The sequence below is a fragment of the Photobacterium angustum genome (assembly GCF_003026365.1).
Lineage (GTDB): Bacteria > Pseudomonadota > Gammaproteobacteria > Enterobacterales > Vibrionaceae > Photobacterium > Photobacterium angustum.
This window is the reverse complement of record NZ_PYOM01000002.1, coordinates 157,273-178,722: the sequence shown is the minus strand read 5'-3', so window position 1 is coordinate 178,722 and position 21,450 is coordinate 157,273. Positions and strand designations below refer to the sequence as shown.

16 protein-coding genes and 1 pseudogene are annotated in these 21,450 nt (G+C 39.4%); 13 read left to right on the top strand and 4 right to left on the bottom strand.

Going from position 1 to position 21,450, the window contains the following annotated elements:
- Positions 1–184: 184 nt before the first annotated feature.
- The 6 genes and pseudogenes from CTN01_RS02890 (at position 185) to udp (ending at position 8,043) form a co-directional block, all read left to right on the top strand.
- Positions 185–1,501 carry a DUF945 family protein gene (locus tag CTN01_RS02890; protein WP_045149515.1) on the top strand — a complete coding sequence of 439 codons (1,317 nt, stop codon included), beginning with the start codon at positions 185–187 and terminating at the stop codon, positions 1,499–1,501.
- Between the two features lie 228 nt (positions 1,502–1,729).
- Positions 1,730–2,146, top strand: coding sequence for a CBS domain-containing protein (locus tag CTN01_RS02885; RefSeq protein WP_005368672.1), 417 nt, complete (start codon positions 1,730–1,732; stop codon positions 2,144–2,146).
- Positions 2,147–2,257: 111 nt separating this feature from the next.
- A complete protein-coding gene (locus CTN01_RS02880) occupies positions 2,258–3,775 on the top strand; it encodes an MATE family efflux transporter (RefSeq protein ID WP_080896221.1) in 1,518 nt (505 codons plus the stop codon).
- A 36-nt stretch (positions 3,776–3,811) separates the two neighbouring features.
- Positions 3,812–4,180: pseudogene (locus CTN01_RS02875) on the top strand (response regulator); the annotation flags it as partial.
- Positions 4,181–4,305: 125 nt separating this feature from the next.
- A complete protein-coding gene (locus tag CTN01_RS02870) occupies positions 4,306–6,885 on the top strand; it encodes a zinc/cadmium/mercury/lead-transporting ATPase (RefSeq protein WP_107342081.1) in 2,580 nt (859 codons plus the stop codon).
- A gap of 390 nt (positions 6,886–7,275) precedes the next feature.
- Positions 7,276–8,043, top strand: coding sequence for a uridine phosphorylase (udp, locus tag CTN01_RS02865; protein WP_005368660.1), 768 nt, complete (start codon positions 7,276–7,278; stop codon positions 8,041–8,043).
- Positions 8,044–8,174: 131 nt separating this feature from the next.
- Here udp and CTN01_RS02860 read toward each other — a convergent pair whose 3' ends face one another.
- The gene (locus CTN01_RS02860; protein WP_045149512.1) at positions 8,175–8,654 is read right to left on the bottom strand and encodes a porin family protein; all 480 of its coding nucleotides are present in this window, start codon (positions 8,652–8,654) and stop codon (positions 8,175–8,177) included.
- Positions 8,655–8,946: 292 nt separating this feature from the next.
- On the opposite strand from CTN01_RS02860, the gene CTN01_RS02855 reads away from it, so the two are divergent.
- The 3 genes from CTN01_RS02855 to CTN01_RS02845 all read left to right on the top strand — a co-directional run bounded on the left by CTN01_RS02855 (position 8,947) and on the right by CTN01_RS02845 (position 11,179).
- Positions 8,947–9,810, top strand: a complete 864-nt coding sequence (locus tag CTN01_RS02855; RefSeq protein ID WP_045149510.1) for a hypothetical protein — start codon at positions 8,947–8,949, stop codon at positions 9,808–9,810.
- Between the two features lie 102 nt (positions 9,811–9,912).
- A complete protein-coding gene (locus CTN01_RS02850) occupies positions 9,913–10,170 on the top strand; it encodes a hypothetical protein (RefSeq protein ID WP_045083391.1) in 258 nt (85 codons plus the stop codon).
- A 100-nt stretch (positions 10,171–10,270) separates the two neighbouring features.
- Entirely contained in the window at positions 10,271–11,179 is a 909-nt protein-coding gene (locus CTN01_RS02845) for an aldo/keto reductase (RefSeq protein WP_045131934.1), read from the top strand.
- A gap of 65 nt (positions 11,180–11,244) precedes the next feature.
- On the opposite strand, the gene CTN01_RS02840 is transcribed toward CTN01_RS02845, so the two are convergent.
- From CTN01_RS02840 to CTN01_RS02830, 3 genes are all read right to left on the bottom strand, one after another.
- Positions 11,245–12,417: a Card1-like endonuclease domain-containing protein gene (locus CTN01_RS02840; protein ID WP_005368651.1), complete on the bottom strand. Its 1,173-nt coding sequence runs from the start codon at positions 12,415–12,417 to the stop codon at positions 11,245–11,247.
- Positions 12,418–12,703: 286 nt separating this feature from the next.
- Positions 12,704–13,354: a LysE family translocator gene (locus CTN01_RS02835; RefSeq protein WP_045149509.1), complete on the bottom strand. Its 651-nt coding sequence runs from the start codon at positions 13,352–13,354 to the stop codon at positions 12,704–12,706.
- A 446-nt stretch (positions 13,355–13,800) separates the two neighbouring features.
- On the bottom strand, positions 13,801–13,995 hold the full coding sequence (locus tag CTN01_RS02830; RefSeq protein ID WP_045149508.1) for a hypothetical protein: 195 nt from the start codon (positions 13,993–13,995) through the stop codon (positions 13,801–13,803).
- Positions 13,996–14,256: 261 nt separating this feature from the next.
- Between CTN01_RS02830 and CTN01_RS02825 the strand changes: the two genes are divergently transcribed.
- From CTN01_RS02825 to CTN01_RS02810, 4 genes are all read left to right on the top strand, one after another.
- Positions 14,257–16,530 carry a peptidase U32 family protein gene (locus CTN01_RS02825; RefSeq protein ID WP_045149507.1) on the top strand — a complete coding sequence of 758 codons (2,274 nt, stop codon included), beginning with the start codon at positions 14,257–14,259 and terminating at the stop codon, positions 16,528–16,530.
- 21 nt (positions 16,531–16,551) lie between these two features.
- A complete protein-coding gene (locus CTN01_RS02820) occupies positions 16,552–16,974 on the top strand; it encodes a GNAT family N-acetyltransferase (RefSeq protein ID WP_045149506.1) in 423 nt (140 codons plus the stop codon).
- Positions 16,975–17,216: 242 nt separating this feature from the next.
- Positions 17,217–18,335, top strand: a complete 1,119-nt coding sequence (locus tag CTN01_RS02815) for an efflux RND transporter periplasmic adaptor subunit (protein WP_045149562.1) — start codon at positions 17,217–17,219, stop codon at positions 18,333–18,335.
- Positions 18,332–21,409 (top strand): efflux RND transporter permease subunit, encoded by a 3,078-nt coding sequence (locus CTN01_RS02810; RefSeq protein WP_045149505.1) that lies wholly within the window; start codon positions 18,332–18,334, stop codon positions 21,407–21,409. The genes CTN01_RS02815 and CTN01_RS02810 overlap by 4 nt, the downstream gene beginning before the upstream one ends.
- Positions 21,410–21,450: the final 41 nt, after the last annotated feature.

Sequence of the window (21,450 nt, the reverse complement as noted above, 5' to 3'; positions counted from 1 at the left end):
TATATTCTGTGCTGTTAATACCATATCAAAATACTCTGGTATTGATAGGAAAAGTATTAAAAAGAGACATTGCAAAGATGATCTGATTTCTTTGTTATCAGTGAGTTCTAGTTGACGTCAGGCCTTTAAAAAGTTGATGATATAGTCATATATTTGCACTTAAATTTATTAATCAGGATTCAATATGTTGTTGAAGAACGTTGTAGCAGGAGCGGGTGCGGTTGCCGTGATCCTTTGTTGGCCATTAGCCACAGGACAAATAGGTCAAAGTTTATACATGGGGGCGATTAAAAATTATCACAGCCCTTATATGACCATTACGAATCAAAGTTTTGAGCGCGGTTATCTTTCTTCTGATGCAGTCTCTCGTATTGAATTAAAAGATACCTTAAAAACAACATTTGAAGAAGAAGGCTTACCAACCACATGGTTAGTTAAGCATCATATTAAAAACGGATTCTTAGGTGTTAAGTCGAGCAGTGAATTAGAAATTGATAAACAAGTCGCGCCATTGATTAGTAGTATCTGGGGTGAAAATGTTCAACCTATTACCTTAGTGACCGATTCCTCTTTGACGGGAAATACCGATTTTACGATGACGATTAATCCGATTGATTATAATCAGTCGGGCGCATTTGTAAAAAGCCAAGCTTTTGTGTTAACGGGTAGTGCAAATGCGGATGGTGCAGGTGATTTCAACTATACGTTACCTTCTTTAGATGTGAAAACAGATAGCGGCGAAACTATGCAAGTGAATGCCTTTGCAGGTCAAGGTAGTGGCCAAATGCAGGGTAATTTCTGGATTGGTGATCAGACATTTAAATTAGGCAAAGCAAATTTCGCATCGGCAGATAATCAGAATCATGTTGAGTTAGAAGGCATGAGTGTGATGATGAAAAATGCGTTAAGTCAGCCCAAAGATGAAAAAACACCGACAGACGAAACACAGCAAGTAACGAATACGAATAATATTTCAATTAAGAAAATTGTGACACTTGATGGTCAGCAATATACAGACTTCAATTTTGCACTTGCATTAAAAGATCTTAACTATAAAGCGATTAGCCGTTTAGCAGTTATGGAAGAGGCTACAACGGCAGAGCAGCAACAAGCACAGATGCAAGATGCAATGCTTGCTCTAGATTTATTAATTGCTAAAGGTGCCACTGTTGATTTATCTGATCTCAGCATGATGACAGAGCAAGGTAAAGTGAATGCATCTCTTTTACTTGAGCTTAAACCAGGCTTAGCGCGTGCGTCAGAAAACTTAGCTGCATTACCAAATAAATTAGTGGGTAACATTAATATCTCAATGCCAAAAGGTTTTGTGTCTAATGAACCACAGCTTGCAGCAAAAGTGCCAGAATTACTGCAACAGAAGATCATTACAGAAGATCAAGATAGTTATAAGCTAACAGTGAAAGTGGAAGGTTCACAGCTTGTTTTTGGTTCAGGTCTGAAAATTCCGCTAGCAATGCTGTCTATGCTGATGATGCATTAATAGTAAACATTTGCTTAATTGAAAAGCGTCTCTAATTTTGAGGCGCTTTTTTGTATCAATGTATTAATTATGAGTCAAATATCCTTAACTGTTGATAAAAATACAAATTCTAATTTAGTAAATTTGAAGAAATAGGCTTAACTGTAATAAGGGGCAGGTTTTTAGCTATCAATAATAACTACAAAGGCTTGTCAGTTTTACATACTCAAAGGTAATTTTGGGGGATACATGGAATCATTAAAAGTAAAAGATTATATGAACGTCCGCCCAGTGACATTCAGTGAATCGATGTCATTATCTGTAGCACTCGACAAGTTGCTGACAGCAAAGCAAATTGGTGGACCTGTTATCAATGAATACAAGCAGGTTATCGGCTTTTTATCAGAACAAGATATGATCCATACATTACTGAAAGTGGGTTATCACTGCCAAGACTCTCACACTGTTAAAGATTGTATGCGAGATGATGTATTAACGGTATCGAGTGATGATTCAATTATTGAATTAGCACAAATTATGACGGGTCAAAAACCTAAGATTTATCCTGTGGTTGATAATGGACAATTACTTGGCGTGATAACGCGTCGTGATGTTCTTACTGCGATCAGTACTCATTTAGGGGATAGCTTTAAACATCCACTTTAATGCTATATATTTAAGTCTTAATTGATTATGTAAAGGCGCTAATTAGCGCCTTTATTTTTTTTGGCTTTAAATAAGGATATTCGAGCCGTTTTATAAGGTATAGAGGTTTTAGTGAAACAGCACTCATCAACAGAAATAACAGAAAACCAACAAGCTAAATTTGTTACAGGTTCACCAATGCGTCACATTATTGTGATGTCTGGAACTGGTGCAATCGGCTTGATGGCGCTGTTTTTGGTTGATTTATTAGATATGTTTTTCATTAGCCTTTTGGGTGAAGTAGAACTGGCAGCAGCTATTGGTTTTGCTGGTACGTTAGTCTTCTTTTCTACCTCTATATCGATAGGTACATCCATTGCAGCTGGCGCACTTGTCTCGCGCGCTTTAGGTAAAAATGATCGAGAACAAGCCAAAAGTATGGCGACGAATGTCATGTTGTTTGCTGTCTTTATTAGTATTGTGATGGTTGCTGCTATGCTGTGGAACTTGCCTCTATTACTTGATGCAATTGGTGCAAAAGGGCATGTCGCAGAAGCCGCTAGCCAATATCTGATTATTCTATTACCAAGCGCACCGTTAATGGCGGTATCTATGGCGGCAGGCGCTGCAATGCGTGGTGTGGGTGATGCTCGTCGTTCAATGATGGCAACGCTGATTGGTGGTGGTGTAAATGCAGTACTTGATCCTTTATTTATTTTTGGTTTTTCAATGGGGATGCAAGGGGCTGCGATATCTTCAGTTATTGCACGCCTAGCTGTGACCATTTTCTCGTTATATGTTGTTATTTATAAACATAAATTATTAGCTAAGCCTGATTTTTCTCAGTTTAAACTGGCGATGCCAACCATTGCTAAAATTGCGTTTCCTGCCATTTTAACCAATACCGCAACACCTATTGGTAATGCGGTCGTTACCAGTAACATCGCGCAATTTGGTGAAAGCTTTGTGGCTGGGTATGCCGTTATCGGGCGTATTATGCCGGTCTGTTTTGCATTAGTCTTTTCGTTATCAGGTGCCGTTGGTCCTATTATTGGGCAAAACTTTGGTGCTGAACGCTGGGATCGTATTCAACAAATTCTACGTGATGCAATGCTCTTTACTGCAGTGTACTGTGTTTTCGTATCTGTTGTTTTATGGCTAGGGCAAAATCAGCTCATTGCTATCTTTAGTTTAACGGGAGATGCCGCAGAAATTGTTGGTGTGTTCTGTTCCTTCATCGCGGTGACCTTTATTTTTAATGGCGCACTCTTTGTTGCCAATGCGGCATTTAATAACCTTAATCGTCCTACATGGTCAACAGCATTGAACATGGGGAAAGCAACAATAGGTACGATCCCTTTTGTACTTATTGGCGGGCACCTTGCAGGTGCGAGCGGGGTGTTAATCGGTCAAGCGGTTGGCTCTGTTGTCTTTGGTTTACTGGGTTTTTACTTGGTATTAAAACAAGTGAAGAAAATGGGTTTAGCGCATGAACATCAAGACGTGGCCGATAATGAAATATTAACGCCATCAGTACCAGTAACACCGTTCTGTTCATCTCGTACTTATATGGGAACCGAAGGGGTACTGGAAGAAGCACTGAATAGTGAACACCTCGACGATGATGTAAAAGCTGAAAAAAACAAATAATAAATATGCTCTGAATCACATGATATTAGTATCAATGATTCAGGTGATGAAGCTTTGGCTGTGATGGATGAGTTAGATGCTGAAGGACATTATATTGGTGTCGTTATTTCAGATCATATAATGCCGGGTAAAAATGGCGTAGAGCTACTGACTGATGTGAACAACGATAGCCGTTTTATCAAAACTAAAAAAGTATTACTGACAGGGCAAGCTACTCATCAAGATACTATTGCTGCGATTAACCAAGCACGTATTGAAAGTTACTTTGAAAAGCCGTGGGATGCAGACACGTTGGTGAATTGCGTTAGAACACTGCTTACGGAATACATTTTCGATATGGGGTTCGATTATCAAGCGTGGGGTGAGGTGTTAGACAACACAACGGTATTATGTCGATTACGTTAGATGCGCATAGTAAAAATTGATTGCAAAAGCCAAACGATAAAAGTTTGGCTTTTTTTATTGACCTTAGACATTACTCCAAGGTTTATATTGACTACAGATAATCAAAGCACTCAAGGAGAACGATTATGTGTGCTCAATGTAATAATAAAAAAATGCATGTTCATGCTGCAAAACCAACAGCGGTAACAAAAGCGACAGTCACTGTTGAATCTTGTGAATCAGCGACATGCTGTTCATCAACCCCTTCTGAGAGTGTACAAAAACATACCGAAGGTTGTGGTGAATCTGATACCGACGGCCCTGCTTCCTGTTGCTCATCAAAAAGTGACACAGTACTTAACGCTGCAAAATTATCAGCAATAGATGCCATTCACCCAAATAAAAAACAATCAACCTTTACAGTATCTTCTATTAGTCCATCAGACACTGAAATAGCTTCTCAACACGCGCACGTAGAGTCTGAGAACCAGCATTCAGAACATGACGACTCAAGTCATTCATCTTCAGTAAAAAGTTGTTGTTCAAAGTCAACCTCATCAAAAGAACAAGATCAAGCGATTGAAGCGTCTTTAGCACAATCGGCTCATGGTCAAACATTTAGCTGGAAAGTGATTGGCATGGATTGTCCAAGCTGTGCAGCTAAATTGGAAAAATCAATTTCGAGTCTTACTCAAGTTGAAACGGCAAAAGTGATGTTTGCGACAGAAAAGTTAATCGTCAACATGCAAGCCAATCAGCAAGCCGATAATAATGAATTAAAAAAACAGATTGAAGATAAAGCACAGGCAACGGGTTTTACTCTAGTTTCTAGTGCTGCTGCGGCTGAAGCATTACCAAAAAAGTCATTTATTCAAGAACACTTAGAAGTCCTTGTCATTGCGGCAATGATGATTGCCTCTTTCTTAATTGATAAAGTGTCACATTCATGGGGTTTAGCGGCATTTACTTTAACCACTATTGTTGGTTTAGTGCCGATTGTGAAAAAAGCCATTAGCTTAGGTAAATCAGGTTCACCATTCTCGATTGAAACCCTAATGAGTATTGCTGCCATTGGTGCATTGTACTTAGGGGAAACCGCAGAAGCGGCAATGGTGATTCTACTGTTTTTAATTGGCGAGCAATTAGAAGGGTATGCCGCATCACGTGCACGAAGTGGTGTAAAAGCATTAATGGATTTGGTGCCTGAAGATGCCAATGTTGTGCTGCCAAATGGCGAGAAGAAAAAAGTTCCAGCAAGCGAATTAAAACCCGGTGATGTGATTGAAGTCGTACCCGGCGAGCGTTTACCTGCTGACGGTCAAGTTTTAGATGTGGTTGCGAGTTTTGATGAAAGCGCACTAACAGGGGAATCTGTACCTGTTGAAAGAACACCGGGCCAAAAAGTCATGGCTGGTAGTATGGCATCAGACAAAGTGGTTCGATTAACGATTGTGTCTGCGCAAGGTGAAAATGCGATCGACCGTATTCTTCATCTCATTGAAGATGCAGAATCACGTAAAGCACCGCTAGAGCGTTTTATTGATAAATTTAGCCGTTGGTACACTCCGGCAATGATGCTATTAGCAACACTTGTCATCATTATTCCGCCGCTTGTTTTTGGCCAATCATGGGATGAGTGGATTTATAAAGGTCTAGCGCTATTACTTATTGCCTGTCCTTGTGCACTTGTTATTTCAACGCCAGCAGCGATCACTTCAGGTTTAGCGGCAGCAGCGCGTCGCGGTGCATTAATCAAAGGTGGTGCTGCACTAGAACAACTTGGTCATGTTGAAACTGTCGCGTTTGATAAAACAGGTACGCTAACTGAAGGTAAACCTGTAGTGACGGACTTAATTAGCTGGGATAACAATCCCGATCAATTATTACGTCAAGCAGCGGCTGTTGAATCCGGTTCGTTACACCCATTAGCAACTGCTGTGGTTAACTTTGCTCGAGAAAAATCATTACCTGTTGTTGAAGCTGAAAATCGTGAAGCATTAGCAGGCCGCGGTATTCAAGGTGTTACTGAAGGCGATAACTTTATGTTATGTGCTGCCGATCGCCTGCCTGAGCAAATTGTATTGACTGATAACCAGCAACAGCAAGCGTTAGATCTTGAAAGCGAAGGTAAAACGCTGGTGGTTGCTGTTCGTAATCAGCAAGCGGTAGGTTTAGTTGCATGGCGTGATAATTTACGTAGTGATGCTTTAGAAGCGATTACTAAGCTAAAAAGCATTGGCGTGAATTCAGTGATGCTAACGGGTGATAATCCACGTGCAGCTGCTGCGATTGCTAAAGAAATTAATATTGATTTTCGTGCAGGACTATTACCTGAAGACAAAGTGACAGAAGTTCGCAAGTTAAGTGAGCTACATTCTGTTGCCATGGTTGGTGATGGTATTAACGATGCGCCAGCAATGAAAACTGCAACAATTGGTGTCGCGATGGGTGGTGGTACAGATGTAGCACTAGAAACCGCTGATGCAGCAATTACCCATAACCGTGTTTCAGAACTGCCAGTGATGATTGAATTATCTCGTGCAACATTGAGCAATATTCGTCAAAACATCAGCTTAGCATTAGGTTTAAAAGCGGTGTTCCTTGTCACAACCTTATTTGGCTTTACAGGGCTTTGGGTTGCAGTACTTGCAGACAGTGGCGCAACAGCGTTAGTAACACTGAATGCATTACGTTTATTACGCTTTAAACCGCAAAGCGAAAAGTAAAACTAATCGCTCTGAGCATTAGAGATTAGTCTAAACGGCATGACGAACAATGATGTATTGTTTGTCATGCCGTTTTTTCGCTATGAGGCAGGAAAACAGAGTAAAGAGTACATGCGTGAGAAAAGGATTTTTTGTGATTCCGGCAATAAGGTATCGTTTACGTGTGATTTAAGTCGGATTTTTGTGTAACAAATTTTTCAATTGCTTTTTGTTGGTGTGACAATGCTCACTAAAAGTAGTTGAATCATTAGTTATTGTTACCACGTGTTTTTGATAGAGCATGTTGCAGTATGTTTGACTCTTTCTATCAAAAAATTGATTAAAATAGTAATAACTCATAAGAATCACTCTGAACCTACAACAGAGCTGTTTAAATTAAAGGGTAACATTATGTCTGATAATAAAGTCTTCCACTTAGGTGTTAATAAAGCTGATCTTAATGGTGCGGAGTTAGCGATTATTCCCGGTGATCCAGCACGTGTTGAGAAAATTGCAAACTTAATGGATAACCCTGAGTTTTTAGCAAGCTCTCGTGAGTACACTGTATTTCGCGCTAAATTAGACGGTAAATCAGTGGTTGTGTGTTCAACGGGTATCGGTGGTCCATCAACCTCTATTGCTGTTGAAGAATTAGCACAGTTAGGTGTAACAACTTTCCTACGTGTAGGTACTACAGGTGCAATTCAGCCTAACATTAACCCTGGCGATATGATTGTAACGACAGGCTCAGTACGTTTAGATGGTGCAAGTCTGCATTTCGCACCAATGGAATTCCCAGCTGTTGCTGATTTTGGTGTTGCAACGGCAATGAAGCAAGCATGTGATGATGAGCATGCTGTAGTACATACGGGTGTAACAGCATCAAGTGATACGTTCTACCCAGGTCAAGAGCGTTACGATACATTCTCAGGTCGCGTAGTTCGTCGTTTCCAAGGCTCAATGAAAGAGTGGCAAGAGATGGGCGTGCTTAACTTTGAAATGGAATCAGCAACGCTATTAACTATGTGTGCAAGCTCTGGTTTACGTGCAGGTTGTGTAGCAGGTGTTATTATTAACCGTACACAAAAAGAGATCCCAGATCACGCAACGCTAAAAGAAACAGAAGCGAAATCAATTAAGATCGTGGTAGAAGCGGCACGTAAAATGTTGGCTGAATAAGATTTAAGTCTTAAAGTGTTATATTAGAAAGCCGCTCTTAGGAGCGGCTTTTTTATTTTCAATAATACTGTCATGAATAAAAAGGTTTAAATAAAATAGGTTTGTGACATGACCAGTAAATTATTTTTAGATTAGACGGCAAAGTCTAGAGAAATATAAAAAGTATCAAGCTGAGACATATTACGTGTTTTCCAAACACTTCTTGTATCATGAACTCTATAACCCAATTCAGTATTAAAGTTCTTATTGATTCGATAATTAATCCCTGTTTGTGCGCCTAAAATAAGATCATCTTTGCTTGATTCTGCAATTTGGACTCCCGTACTCGCACCAATAAATCCTCGCCAATCTCCACTTTTTGTAAATGGTACTAAGTAGTCATAAGACGCTACAAAGTTGTAGAGTTCCTTTTTTATCTCTAGGTAGCTATAGAGTCGATGGTTATCGTTAATATTAGCGCCGATCCTTACACTTGGATTAAAGTTCCAACCATCGTTGATACTACTGACACCGTCATTGATACCGACACCAATAAAGGCTTGTGGCTCTGAGGCCTGGGCAGACATACTGGCAAATAAGCTTAATAATACAGGTACTAATTTTAATTTCATTTATCCTCCAAATTGTTTAGTGGACAATACATTATTCGCAAAAGGGATGTTGGAGGTTTCTGTAAGATAATGTTAATGCGATTAATTTCAGAACAGTATTTAGATTGTTTAACTACTTGTTATTTCAGGTAACCTTGTAGTCTGTTGTAATCGTTCGCTTTTATCGTGTTATCTGTATTTATTCGGTAGTATCAAATATTCGTTTGACCTCAACTTAACTTAAGGTTTTATCCTTGCATTATATCAATCTCGTTGGTGACGAAATTACAGAAATTAAAGCAAGGAGAAAACAATGGAACAGTTTATTGATAAAGGAATTTTAGCGTTAGCCAATGTGGTGGAAGTTGACAGTACCGCATGGTTTCAAGGTCATACGGGGGCAGCATTATTAGCAGGTGATGCATTACTTAATGACGGAACACTCAACAATGTATCTAAAAAGAGTTTACAAGCAATGTTAGTGCAGTTTACCGATGATAATCAGCATTTAATGAATCCATTAGCCAATAGCCCTGAAACAACCGATTATAGTGAAGTTGTAAATGCTATAGCACTTAACGCGCAGCAATTATGTCATTCAGGTCATGGGATCATATATGGTGTATTATTTTTAAATGCTGTCGCCAATAATAACGTTGTTGTTACTGAGCGTATGGTTTCCAATATCGCCAAGCTAATTGTTAATTGTATGGATGATAATTGGGGACGTTATTACGGCTTAGCTGATTATCGTCAATATCAGCCATCGAATTTATTAAATAAAGGCGAGATAGATATTCAGCAACATTGTGTTATTGCCGTTGAGCGAAGTACACAAGATATTTACTATAATACTGATGAGCACTTTTTCGCTGGCGATAAACTTCATGGTATTACTCATGCTCACGCTATATTTTTACTCGATAAACTGGGCTATAAAGAATTAGCGCAACAAGCGGTACAACAATCGCTTATTCAGTTAGAGCTTAATGATCGCAAACCAGAATCGGGACTAAAAAAGGTAATACCACAACCTTTTGACTTATTGGATCCAAATATTTGGGGACATGATTTTAATGAGCACAAAATTAAGCTGGTACACAGTTATGTGGAATTATCGGCACAGAGTAATCAACCATTAGCGAAATTAGATAATTTATGGGGGGCAGTAGTGTAGCTTCATTGCTTTTACTTACACATTCCCCAACCACAATGTATTGGCGCAAATCTTGTTCAGAGCTATGATGTAATGCTTACTGATTAAAGAAAGGGATTGATTATGTTGTGGTTTTTGATGATTACGTTACCACTGATTTTGGTGGTAGCGCATGTGGTGTTACTGGCTACTAATCTTTATTCTTCAGTAAAACCTGCCTTGATTATTCCTGCCATTATTGTGGTGTACTGTGGGTATTCCATCATCAGTGTGTCAGATCGTGATGCATTACCTGCCATTGTGTTAGCGGCATATTATTTAGCGTTAACCGTCTTTACTTTACGTCGTAGTTACTTGTGGTATAGCAGCCGTCATGGGTAAGTTAACAAACAATATTTTTTGAAACTCATCACGTTAGTCGTGTAATTGCTGTGTTAGGTTCAGGTAGCGCAATTTTTCCTTTCGATGTATTGGTGTGATGATGACAAATAAAAACGAACGACAGCTCAATGAACCATTGTTCTCTAACTTTATTCAAGGTTATTGGCGAATGGCTGAGTGGGGAATGACGGCGCAGCAGCGATTATCATTTATCAAGCAACATTTAGAACTGGGAGTAACATCTGTTGATCATGCGCCTGTTTATGGTGCATCAGCGTGTGAATCTTTATTTGGTGAAGCATTGCACTTACAGCCAAGTATTCGTGATGAATTAACGATTATTTCTAAATGCGGCATCGTTGGAGGTAAAGAGGTTAATGGTACGTCGCAAGTGGCGTATTACGATAGCCGAGCAAGCCATATTCTTGCTTCAGTCGAGGGCTCTTTACAGCGTTTAGGCATCGAGCAATTGGATGGATTGTTGATTCACCGTCCAGATCTATTGATGGATGCGGATGAGATCAATAGTGCATTTGAACAACTGCATCAGACGGGAAAAGTGAAGCATTTTGGGGTGTCTAATTTCTCAAAAGATGAATTTTCATTGTTGCAATCTCGGGTAGAGTTTCCACTGATCACCAATCAAATTGAAATTAATCCATTACATACTGATGCGATTGAAGACGGTACATTAGCGCAGCTACAACAGCATAGAGTACGACCTATGGCGTGGTCATGTTTAGCTGGTGGCGATATTTATAACAGGACTTCAGAACAAGCTCATCGAGTGCGTGAAACATTAAATGTACTAAAACAAGAGCTCAATGCTGATTCTATTGATCAGGTGATTTATGCTTGGTTAATGCGACTGCCTACACGTCCCGCTTTGTTATTGGGTACAGGTAAAATTGAGCGTGTGAAGACAGCTGTTGCTGCCGAGCAGTTACAACTTACCCATGAACAATGGTATCGCTTGTTAGAGGCGTCTAAAGGGCATGGTGTGGCGTAACCGTGTTATAAACAGAGAATAAAAAAGACCTCAATTGAGGTCTTTTTAAATAGTAACGTTATGCTTTAGGCTGGGTTATGAGAATGATGTTCACCACCCGCACCTTTTAACCATTCATGTAGATGGATGCGTAAGTCACCTAACTGATCTGGGCCAATAATCGCTAAGCCTAAATCTTGCGCTCGAACTAAGTCGTGATGACGAAGTGGACGGAAACTGACGAGCATCGCACGTGCTTGTAAGCCACCTAATAAGTCACGTAGTGATTCCAACTTGTAGAGTGTGTCATCACCATCATCACGCATGCCTTTCGTCTTACATTCAATGATATGCAGCTTATTATTAACGATAGTTGCAACATCCAATTCATTACGTACCTCACGCTCACCAATCTTACGGTAAACCTGCACACCTAATGAGTGATCTTGAATTGTTGGTAGTTCATTTTGAATAGCGCGAACAGTACTATGCACAAGGTTCTCTAACCATTCCCCATTTGCAAAACGGCGAGCTTCTTCGTGTTTAAAAGTTAAAACGCCGTCATGGTATGTTGCTAAACCTGTTTCTTCTAAGTCTGATAGCAATGTGCCTAGCTCTTTGTAACCTTGCTGTTTATCACTAAGCTCAACATGAAGCACTTGTTCTTTACGGCAAGTGGTCGCGAGGTAGTTCAAGGTTGCTAGGCCTGGACCTAATTCAAGTGCAGAACTTGCCCAGCGTTGACCTAACTCCCAAAGCTGATCGTTAAGTGATTCAGGCATAGGATTATCAGAAAGCTCACAACGGGCACCGAAAATAGTTAAGTAATCTGAAATTTGAATACGGTCTTGAACCTGTTGTTGTTCACAGTCTGCTGGGAACAACCAACACATTTCATCACTGAAAGGTTCGATAACATAAATTGGCCAGTGATAAGAGCGGAAAACTTCGTAAGCAGAAAGAAGACGGTGACGTAAACCACAACTTGCGTTAAACCAAACTTCGCAGCCTGTTGCTTTAATATCTTCTGCGAGTTGATGAATCTCGCTTCTAATCAGCGTGATATTAATGCTGTCAGGGATCACAAAAAAATCAACATCTATGTTACGTGGAGTCAAAATAGAAGCTAGGCGGTCATACTGTTCTCGCTGGAGCTCAGTACCAATAAATATCATTTTTGTAGCCGGAACGGCTTCATCAAGTAAAGGGGTGATCAAACGGACAGGGTCCTGATCGATAATACCAACATGAATAATCATAATAATCCTTAATGCGCCAAATTTGTTATGGGGCATATTATGTCTGCGCATTAATTAATAAGAAGTGAACCAAAGAGTGTACGCAACACTTATTATTAAGATATATGAGGATATTTAGGGTGAAATTCAAGTCAAAAATGGTGAGGGATTTTATATTTCATTAATCGATACATAGAAATGGTGAATGTATCTTTCATTATTGGAAAGTAGCGAAAAAAGTGTCTAAAAAGCATGTAACGTCACCAATAAAGGTGACGCTACAAATATAAATAATAAAAGTGAGAAATTAGTGTGTCGCGGGGCTTGGCAGCTGTGATGCTAGTAACCAAATGGCTAAAACAAAGAAGATTAAACCCATAAATTTGTGTTGATTTGCACGGAATTTTTCACTTTTCAATAGTGACTTACCAAATGTACCAACAGTGGTGACTAGGAATAAATTAAACAGTAAACCTAATACATTTAGTAACAAACCAAGCACTAACATTTGTTGCCCTGATGTTGCGGCAACGTGAGTCGAAACAAATTGAGGCAAGAATAGAACGAAGAAAATAAGTGCTTTTGGGTTAAGTAAATTAGTGAACACGGCACGACGGTATAGCGTCGTTGCCATTTTATTACTTTTAGCTAGCTCTTCCGGCGCATCGGCTGGTTGTGTTCGCATACAGTCCCATCCCATCTTTAATAGATAAGCGCCACCAAGTAAGCGAAGAACTTGTAATGCTATAGGGTTTACGGCAATTAAGGCTGAGACACCTAAAGCAGCCAAAATAGTTAATAAAATACCTGCTGTTGCATTACCTAAACTTGCAAAAACACCCACCTTTCGACCGTAACTGAGGCTTGAACTGGCAATCAGTAACATGTCTGGCCCTGGAATTAATAATAAAGCGATAACAGCAGTGAGGTAGAGAGGTAATACATTTAAATCAATCATGGTTCTTTAACTAAATAGAGCAAGGGAGTGTATTTTACCTACTGAATGACATTAAATCATGCGTTTTGATTATTTATTGGTTTATGTTTCTGTTTTTTGGGTTTTTTGTTATTGTTATGTTTTGGTTTTTGATTCTTGTTTTAATGTTTTGTTTCTTCTTGGTGATAAGATAAACAAATACGTTACATTCTTATATTTAAGAGTCCCAGACGTGCCGAAATTTATATCGCTGATTAATACTTAAGGCATCCTTTTTACAGTGGGGAAGGTGCTGTGTTTAAGGTTTATGTTGATCAAGCCATTATTGTTGAACAGGTAAAAGGGCTGATGTTTGTTCTTATACCGTCAGGGGAATATTTGCCTGTTAAAAGATAATACCGTTCTCTTGTTTTAAAAAAGACCACTATTAAGAGTGATCTTTTTATCCGCAATAATAAACAGACGTCTTATGCTTTATTGCTGTGAAAATGAAAACGCTTATGGAAATATTCTTTTAGGTGTTCTTCCATTTCATGCACTTTTGTATCAATTGCATCACACAATACTTTATCGTTATTCATGGCGTTAATACGATCAGTTACCATAGCTTCAATCGCTTCTTTTTGCGCATCTGTTAGTTCTACTGGGTTTGTATTTGTCATTATTTTTTCATCCTAGTTATAGCTCGATAGAGCGATAGCAGAAGGGCTAAGTTGCCAAGTTTTATTCATAATAGCGATATTGTTCTGGGGTTGGAATAACTGTAATCAGAAATTGCTTATCTGAATATTTCGATTAGTCGTGATTTCAATATCCTCTCAATCCATTGTGTGATTTAACTCTCACTATTGGACTTTATTAAAAGCTTGCGCGTAAAATAGCCGTCCTCACATTTAATGCGGTTATACAAGGTACAATTGTTGATGAGCAATGTTGCGAAAACTAAGAATTTTGAGTTATTGGCACCTGGTGGCGATATCGAATCTATTAAAGCTGCCATTGCTGCTGGCGCTGATGCAATTTATTGTGGTTTAGATAGCTTCAACGCTCGAAATCGAGCCACTAACCTTACCTTTGATGTATTAAGTGGTATTATTCGTTTAGCACATCAGAACAATTGTAAGATTTTTCTTACTTTAAATATCGTCGTATTAGATAGTGAAATTCCTGCAGTTATTCGCTTATTGAATAAGTTAGTGAACACCAAAGTTGATGGTGTGATTTTGCAAGATTTAGGCTTGTTTCACATTATTAAAGAACATTTCCCCACCTTGGATGTTCATGCTTCTACCCAAATCAATACCCATAACGATGGTCAAATCCTGTTTTTAAAGCAGCTTCAAGCAAGCCGTGTTAACTTATCCCGCGAGTTGAACATTCGTGAAATTAAGCATTTGGCTCAATTTGGACATCAACACGATGTACTTATGGAAGTGTTTGTTCATGGTTCCTATTGTATCGGTTTCTCTGGTTTGTGTTACATCAGTTCGGTGAAAAATGGTAACTCGGGTAACCGTGGTCGTTGTAGTCAACCATGCCGAGATCAATACCAAACTACCGCTGCAGGTAAAGATTTCCCATTAAATATGAAAGATAACTCAGCTTTTTCTAATATGGTTGAGCTGGCTGATGCAGGGGTATATTCGCTGAAAGTGGAAGGGCGAATTAAAAAATCACACTATGTGTATACCGTGGTCGATCAATGGCGTCAGCAAATCGATCGTTACTGTGAGCAAAAGCCGTTACTAACTGATACAACGTCACTGTTTACGGTCTTTAACCGCGATTTTTCTAATTCGTATCTCCAAGGGGATATCAATAAGAGCATGTTTATTGATAATCCTCGTGATAACTCAGTGAGTCATTTTACTCAGGTCTATCAAGCAACCACAATCGATGCTGTAAATGGCGTAAAACAGAAATTGTACGATGACAAAACAGCGATTATTAATACAGTTGAAGATGTCACGAAAGCCATGGATGTTAGTTCGCTACCCATGACCATGATCTTTAGCGGTCAAGAAGGTCAATGTTTAACGGTGATAGTGACAACGCCGGATCAAACGATAGAGTTACAATCAGAGTCAGCACTTATTGGTTCACAAAAACACGTATTAACTCATGAATTATTAGAAAAACGTTTTCAAAGTTTGGCTAATGAAGGTGAGTATCAGATCACCCACGTTGATATTTCAGGATTAGCCGAAAATACGTCAGTTCCTTTTGCGGAATTAGCACAATTAAAAGAACAAATTGGTTATCAGTTAAATGGTGAAAAACCGCTAGTAGCGCCGATTGATACGCCAAAACCACGTAATAGTATCAATCACCGTAAGCCAACAGGGATCACGTCAGAGCTGGCAATATTGATTTCTGATCCAAGTGATGTGGTATTAAATCAAGATAACAATGCCGTGCTGTATTATACCGTTCCTGAAGGTTTATCGATGGAACTTGAAAAAACGGTAGCATTGTTTGAAGCGCATCCTCATCTTGTACCATGGTTCCCAGCAATTTTAATTGGTGAAAACTACCAAGCTGCAATTGAATTTATTGAGCGCGTGAAACCTAATTGTATTGTGGCAAATAACAGTGGTATTGCGCATGTGGCTTATCAGCAAGGGATTGATTGGATTGCAGGGCCTTACTTGAACTTAACTAATTCATTTAGCCTGCAGTGCATAGCTGATGAGTTTAATGCGAAGGGCGCATTCGTTTCTAACGAGATCAATCGTAAGCAAATTAATCCAATGGTATGCCCTGAAAACTTTGAATTACATTACAGTATTTATCATCCATTAATGATGTTAATGAGCCGCCAGTGTTTATTCCATCAAACAGTAGGTTGTAAGAAAAAGCATTTTGATAATAAGTGCTTACGTAAGTGTGATAAGTCAGCGTCTATCTTGAGTTTAAAAGACGCCTCGTTTGTTTTAGATAAACAAAGAGGCGCGCATAATGCGTTATATAGCCAGCTGAACTATATGAATTTACAGGCGGTTACAGATTTCCCTGATAAGTTTACTCGCTTTATGATCGATCTCCGTGATATTAAAACGGAAACGGAAGTAAATGCTGATAAAGCAATGTTAGTCTCTTTGTTTAATGCGTATATCCATGATGATATCAACGCGAGAGCAACATTAGAGCAAACCATTATTGGCACTATTTCTCAGCAATATAAAAAAGGTCTGTAATTCAGATAAATAGGATATTTCATGGTAGATATAAAAATTGTTGCTTTTGATGATGCGAATAAAGAGAGTATTCGCTTTGTACGTGAGCAGGTGTTTATTAAAGAGCAACAAATTGATCCTGAAATTGAGTTTGATGGCTTAGATACACAAGCGGTGCATGTACTTGTTGTCGATAGCGAACAGCCATTAGGCACTGGGCGCATTCTTGCTGATGGCCATATAGGTCGTATTGCCATCATGAAAGCTGCACGTGGGAAAGGCTTAGGTGTCAAAGTCGTCCAAGCATTAGTGGAGTATGCTAAACAGCAAGGTTATCCTCGTGTTGACTTAGGCGCGCAAACCCATGCTGTCGACTTTTACCGTAAGCTTGGTTTCACCCCATACGGTGATGAATTTATGGAAGCCAATATTCCTCATCAGGCAATGGAAATGCTATTTTCTTAGTCATAAATAGACATAGTGATAAGCAAATAAATACAAAGGGTTGCGAGTTATCGCCACCCTTTATTTTTGTTTTTTATACTATCATTCAGCTGAATGTAAATAACTGTAAAGCAACATAGCTCTGACTTAACCTCACAAATATTCTTGTTAATATATAATTCTTTATAGGTATTTTTAGAGGTGCTGGCAATTAATATAAGTGCCTTGCTTATATTGTTTAATTCCCAGGTAAATATATGATAATGAAGCAAAAATGCATTTATTTGATGGTTTTCGCCGTTGTAGCTTTAACGGTTGTTGGCTGTAAGCAAGAAAGCCAATCAGGTTCTCATTCGCACAAGCACTCTTCTAAAGTCGCTCAAGTAGAAACCCAAACAGTGTCAGCTCGCACATTGACTCATCAGGTTACGGGTTATGGCATGGTAAAAAGTCATAATTCGGTTGCATTGAAAACGTTAGAGACCAGCCAGATCACCGCAATTTATTTTGAGGCTGGGCAGACAGTAAAGAAAGGGCAGGTTTTAGTGCAGTTTGATCCCAGTGAAGCCAAGGCTAAAGTTGCAAGAGATCAAGCTCAGTTAGATGCCAAAAAGCAAACTTGGTTACGTCAAAAAGAACTGGTAAATAAAGGTGTAGTCGCTCGTAGTACTTATGATGACAGCGAGAGTGACTATAAACAGGCTTTAGCGCAGTTAGAGCAAGACAAATCAAAGCTCACAGAGTTGGCAGTTAAAGCACCTTTTGACGGTGTTATTAGCCAAACCGATTTTCATGTCGGTGATGTTGTTACCGTAGGTAATACCCTTGCAACCTTATATACTCCTGATCAACTTACTATTGAATATCAACTACCTGCAGCTCAAAAAGATGATTATAAATTAGATCAACATGTTACCGTTTACTCAGAACTGAACCCTAAAAAATATGTGGACGGTAACGTGAGTTACGTTTCTCCTAATATTTCAATGGGACTGGTGACTTTAAAGGCTCAACTTCCTGATGCTAAGCAGTTTTCACCGGGTCAAAACGTGAAAATTGTCCAATATACTCGTGAACTACTTAAGCAAGTTACAATCCCTACGTCCTCATTAATCACTAATATTCAAGGGGCACAGGTGTTTATTGTTGTTAACAATAAAGCCAGATTGCGTGATGTAAAAGTAGGGCAATACTACGATGGGTATGTGCAGATCCTATCGGGGATAACCGTGGGTGATCAATTAGTTATAAATGGTCAAAACTATTTACGCACCGATCAAAAAGTCGAAGTAATGACTGCTCAGCAACCTGATCAAATGTCGAAAAAAGTTAAGCATTTACAACATAAACCATTACATTCACAGTCGGCGGATAAAAAATGAAATTAACAGATCTGTGTTTACGCCGTCCGGTATTATGTACTGTTTTGTGGTTGATCCCGGTATTTATTGGGTTGATCTTTTGTCAGAAACTACCTTGGCGCTATACCCCACAAATCAGTCAGTCAAAAATTCAAGTTACTGTCCATGATAGTGCATTAGCGGCACAAAATATGATGACTGAAGTCCTAATTCCTATTCAAAATGCCATTGCTGGTACTGAAGGGATCAGTCATTTATCAGCGACTGCAAAACAAGGGCGAGGAAATATCATTATTGATGTGGCATCGACTATGGATGATAGTGAAATCGATACCTTAGTGAGCGAAATCCATAATGATATTGGTAATATTGAAAACAAGTTACCCGATGATATTTCACCGAAAGTGACCAAGTCTGACGATCAGGGAATGCCTGCAATGCTGATTGGTTTAACGCCGGGGCCTCATCAAGCGGAATATGAATTTCACCAGTATGGTATTGATACATTATTACCAAAGTTAGAGCAGTTACCGGCTGCAGGCGCGGTGAGTGTTGCGCCAAGTTCAAGCCAGTCAGTATTGATTACTTTAAATCCTGACAAGGTTTTTTATTATGGACTTACAATAAATAATGTTATTAACAAAGTTAATGACGTAAACAGCATTTCGGCAATTAGTGGTAAAACATCAGGGACAGAAAGTCAGTACCAGCTTATTTCTACTGGGGCAATCTCAAGCCTCGATGATATTAAAAACACTATTATTGCGACTTATCAACAACAGCCTATTCGATTAGAACAAGTGGCTGATATCACAATTGGTACCCCAAATAGCCAGCGAGAAGTAAAGCCGCTGGTGGATTTTTCGACCAAAAATTCAATGCTGTTTGTATTGAATCCCCAATACACAGCAACAGCAAACCCTCTGGTTTTATCACAGCAAGTTCATGGTTTATTAGACTCTATGACGTTGCCGAGTGGCATGAAAGCCAAGGTGCTACTGGATAAATCGACTTTTATTATTACAGCACTAAATGATGTTTACCTTGCTATTGGTTTAGCGGTGATATTAGTGGCAGGGGTTATATGGTTGTTCCTCGGTAATTTGCGTATTGCGCTTATTCCTATTGTAACCATTCCTGTCTGTTTATCGTGCTCGTTTATCATCCTTAAACTGGCAGGCTTTAGTATTAACTCTTTGACATTGCTCGCGATGTTATTAGCTGTGGGGCTGGTGGTTGATGATGCCATTGTTGTGGTGGAAAACGTACACAGGCAGTTGCGTTTTCATGAGTCAGTCTATAAAGCCACTGCTATTGCCTGTCGTCAAATTGGTTTTGCCATTATTGCTACAACATTAACTTTGGCTGCCGTTTACATACCAGTTGGTTTGGTTGACGGTATTACAGGGCAGTTATTCCAACAGTTCGCATTTACCTTAGCGGGCACTGTGATTATATCGGGTATAGTGGCATTAACACTATCACCGATGATGTGTAGTAAAATGATGAATCATAAGCCGCCTGGCCGTTTTGAAACGTGGATTAATGCTCAGTTAGATCGACTTGCTCAGGCTTACCATCATGTTTTGTCAGCCACTATTGATTGGCGTAAAACGACGTTACTAGTTATGGCTATTATTTTTGCTAGTAGTTATTGGCCTTTTACTCAAACACCATCACAAATGTTACCTACTGAAGATTCTGGACAAATATTCTTATTTCAGCCATTAGTAGGTAGCAGCGATGACGCTAGTCAACAAAAAATGATTGCTAATATGAATACGCAGTTAAAACATATCCCTGATATTGATCATGTTGCTATTCTGGCGAGCTCTGACTTTATTCGTGGTTTCGTGACGTTAAAACCATGGGAAGAGCGCTCATTATCAGCACAAAAAATCAGTGAAATGATCAATGCGCGATTAAAAGAAGGAGGCAACCGTGTTTATACTGGTGTTATTCCAGCGATAGAGACGGGTGGTGGACGCCGTGGTAACAGTGGCGGTATCGATCTTAATGTAAGTAGTAGTGTTGATGAGCAAAAGTTGGCTAAAGAGCTCACAGAAGTGACTTACAAAATTGAGCAATCACCGCTTTTTTCAAATGCGCGAAGCAATCTTAAATTCGATCGCAATCAATTTAAGATCAATATTAATCGAGTGTTAGCTTCACAATATGATGTGCCGCTGCGTAATATTCAGCAGATACTTAAACTGGCAATGAGTGGTAAGAGTTTCAGTAATGATATGAGCTACCAAGGAACGAATTACTCACTTCACATGCAGCTAGAATCGTTATTTACCTTAACGCCAAATTCATTAAAACAGTTGATGATCGCCAATAAGAAAGGGCAATTAGTACCGATGTCTGCGTTGATCAGTATTGAAAATGAAGTTGGGCCCCGTTCACTTGAACAATACGACAGGGCGACCTCTGCCTCGCTTTCTATTCGGTTGGCTGATGGTGTCAGCATGGGTGAGGGCATTGATGCCTTAAACCGCATGTTGCCAGATATTTTACCAACTAACGCAGACTATACCTATGTAGATGAAGCTAAACAGTACCTTGATGCAAACCAACAAATGCTGTTTGTATTTATCGCAGCATTAATCTTCATCTATATGGTACTGAGTGCTCAGTTTGAGAGTGTCATCGACGCGTTAGTGGTCATGCTGTCACTACCTATTACATTATCAGTGGCGCTATGGGCGCTGTATTTTAGTGATTTCACCTTAAATGTGTATTCACAAATAGGGCTGGTGACTTTGATTGGTTTGATTTGTAAACATGGAATATTAATCACTGAATTTGCTAATGAATTACAAGCAGAAGGGTTAGCACCGCGAGAAGCGATCCTCACTGCGACGAAAACACGTCTTCGCCCAATACTGATGACATCATTAACGATGATTTTAGGTTCATTACCACTGCTATGGGAAGCTGGGCCGGGAGCTAATGCGATGGGCTCGCTGGGGATCATTATTATTGCTGGTATGGCACTGGGTATCGTTGACCCCTTGTTTGTTGTGCCTAGTATGTATTTAATGATGCAAAAGTTAAAGCGCAAGAATAAAGTAAAAGCTCTCGAGCTCTAACTAAATTGTTTTCGATATAAAAAACGCAGCCAAAAGGCTGC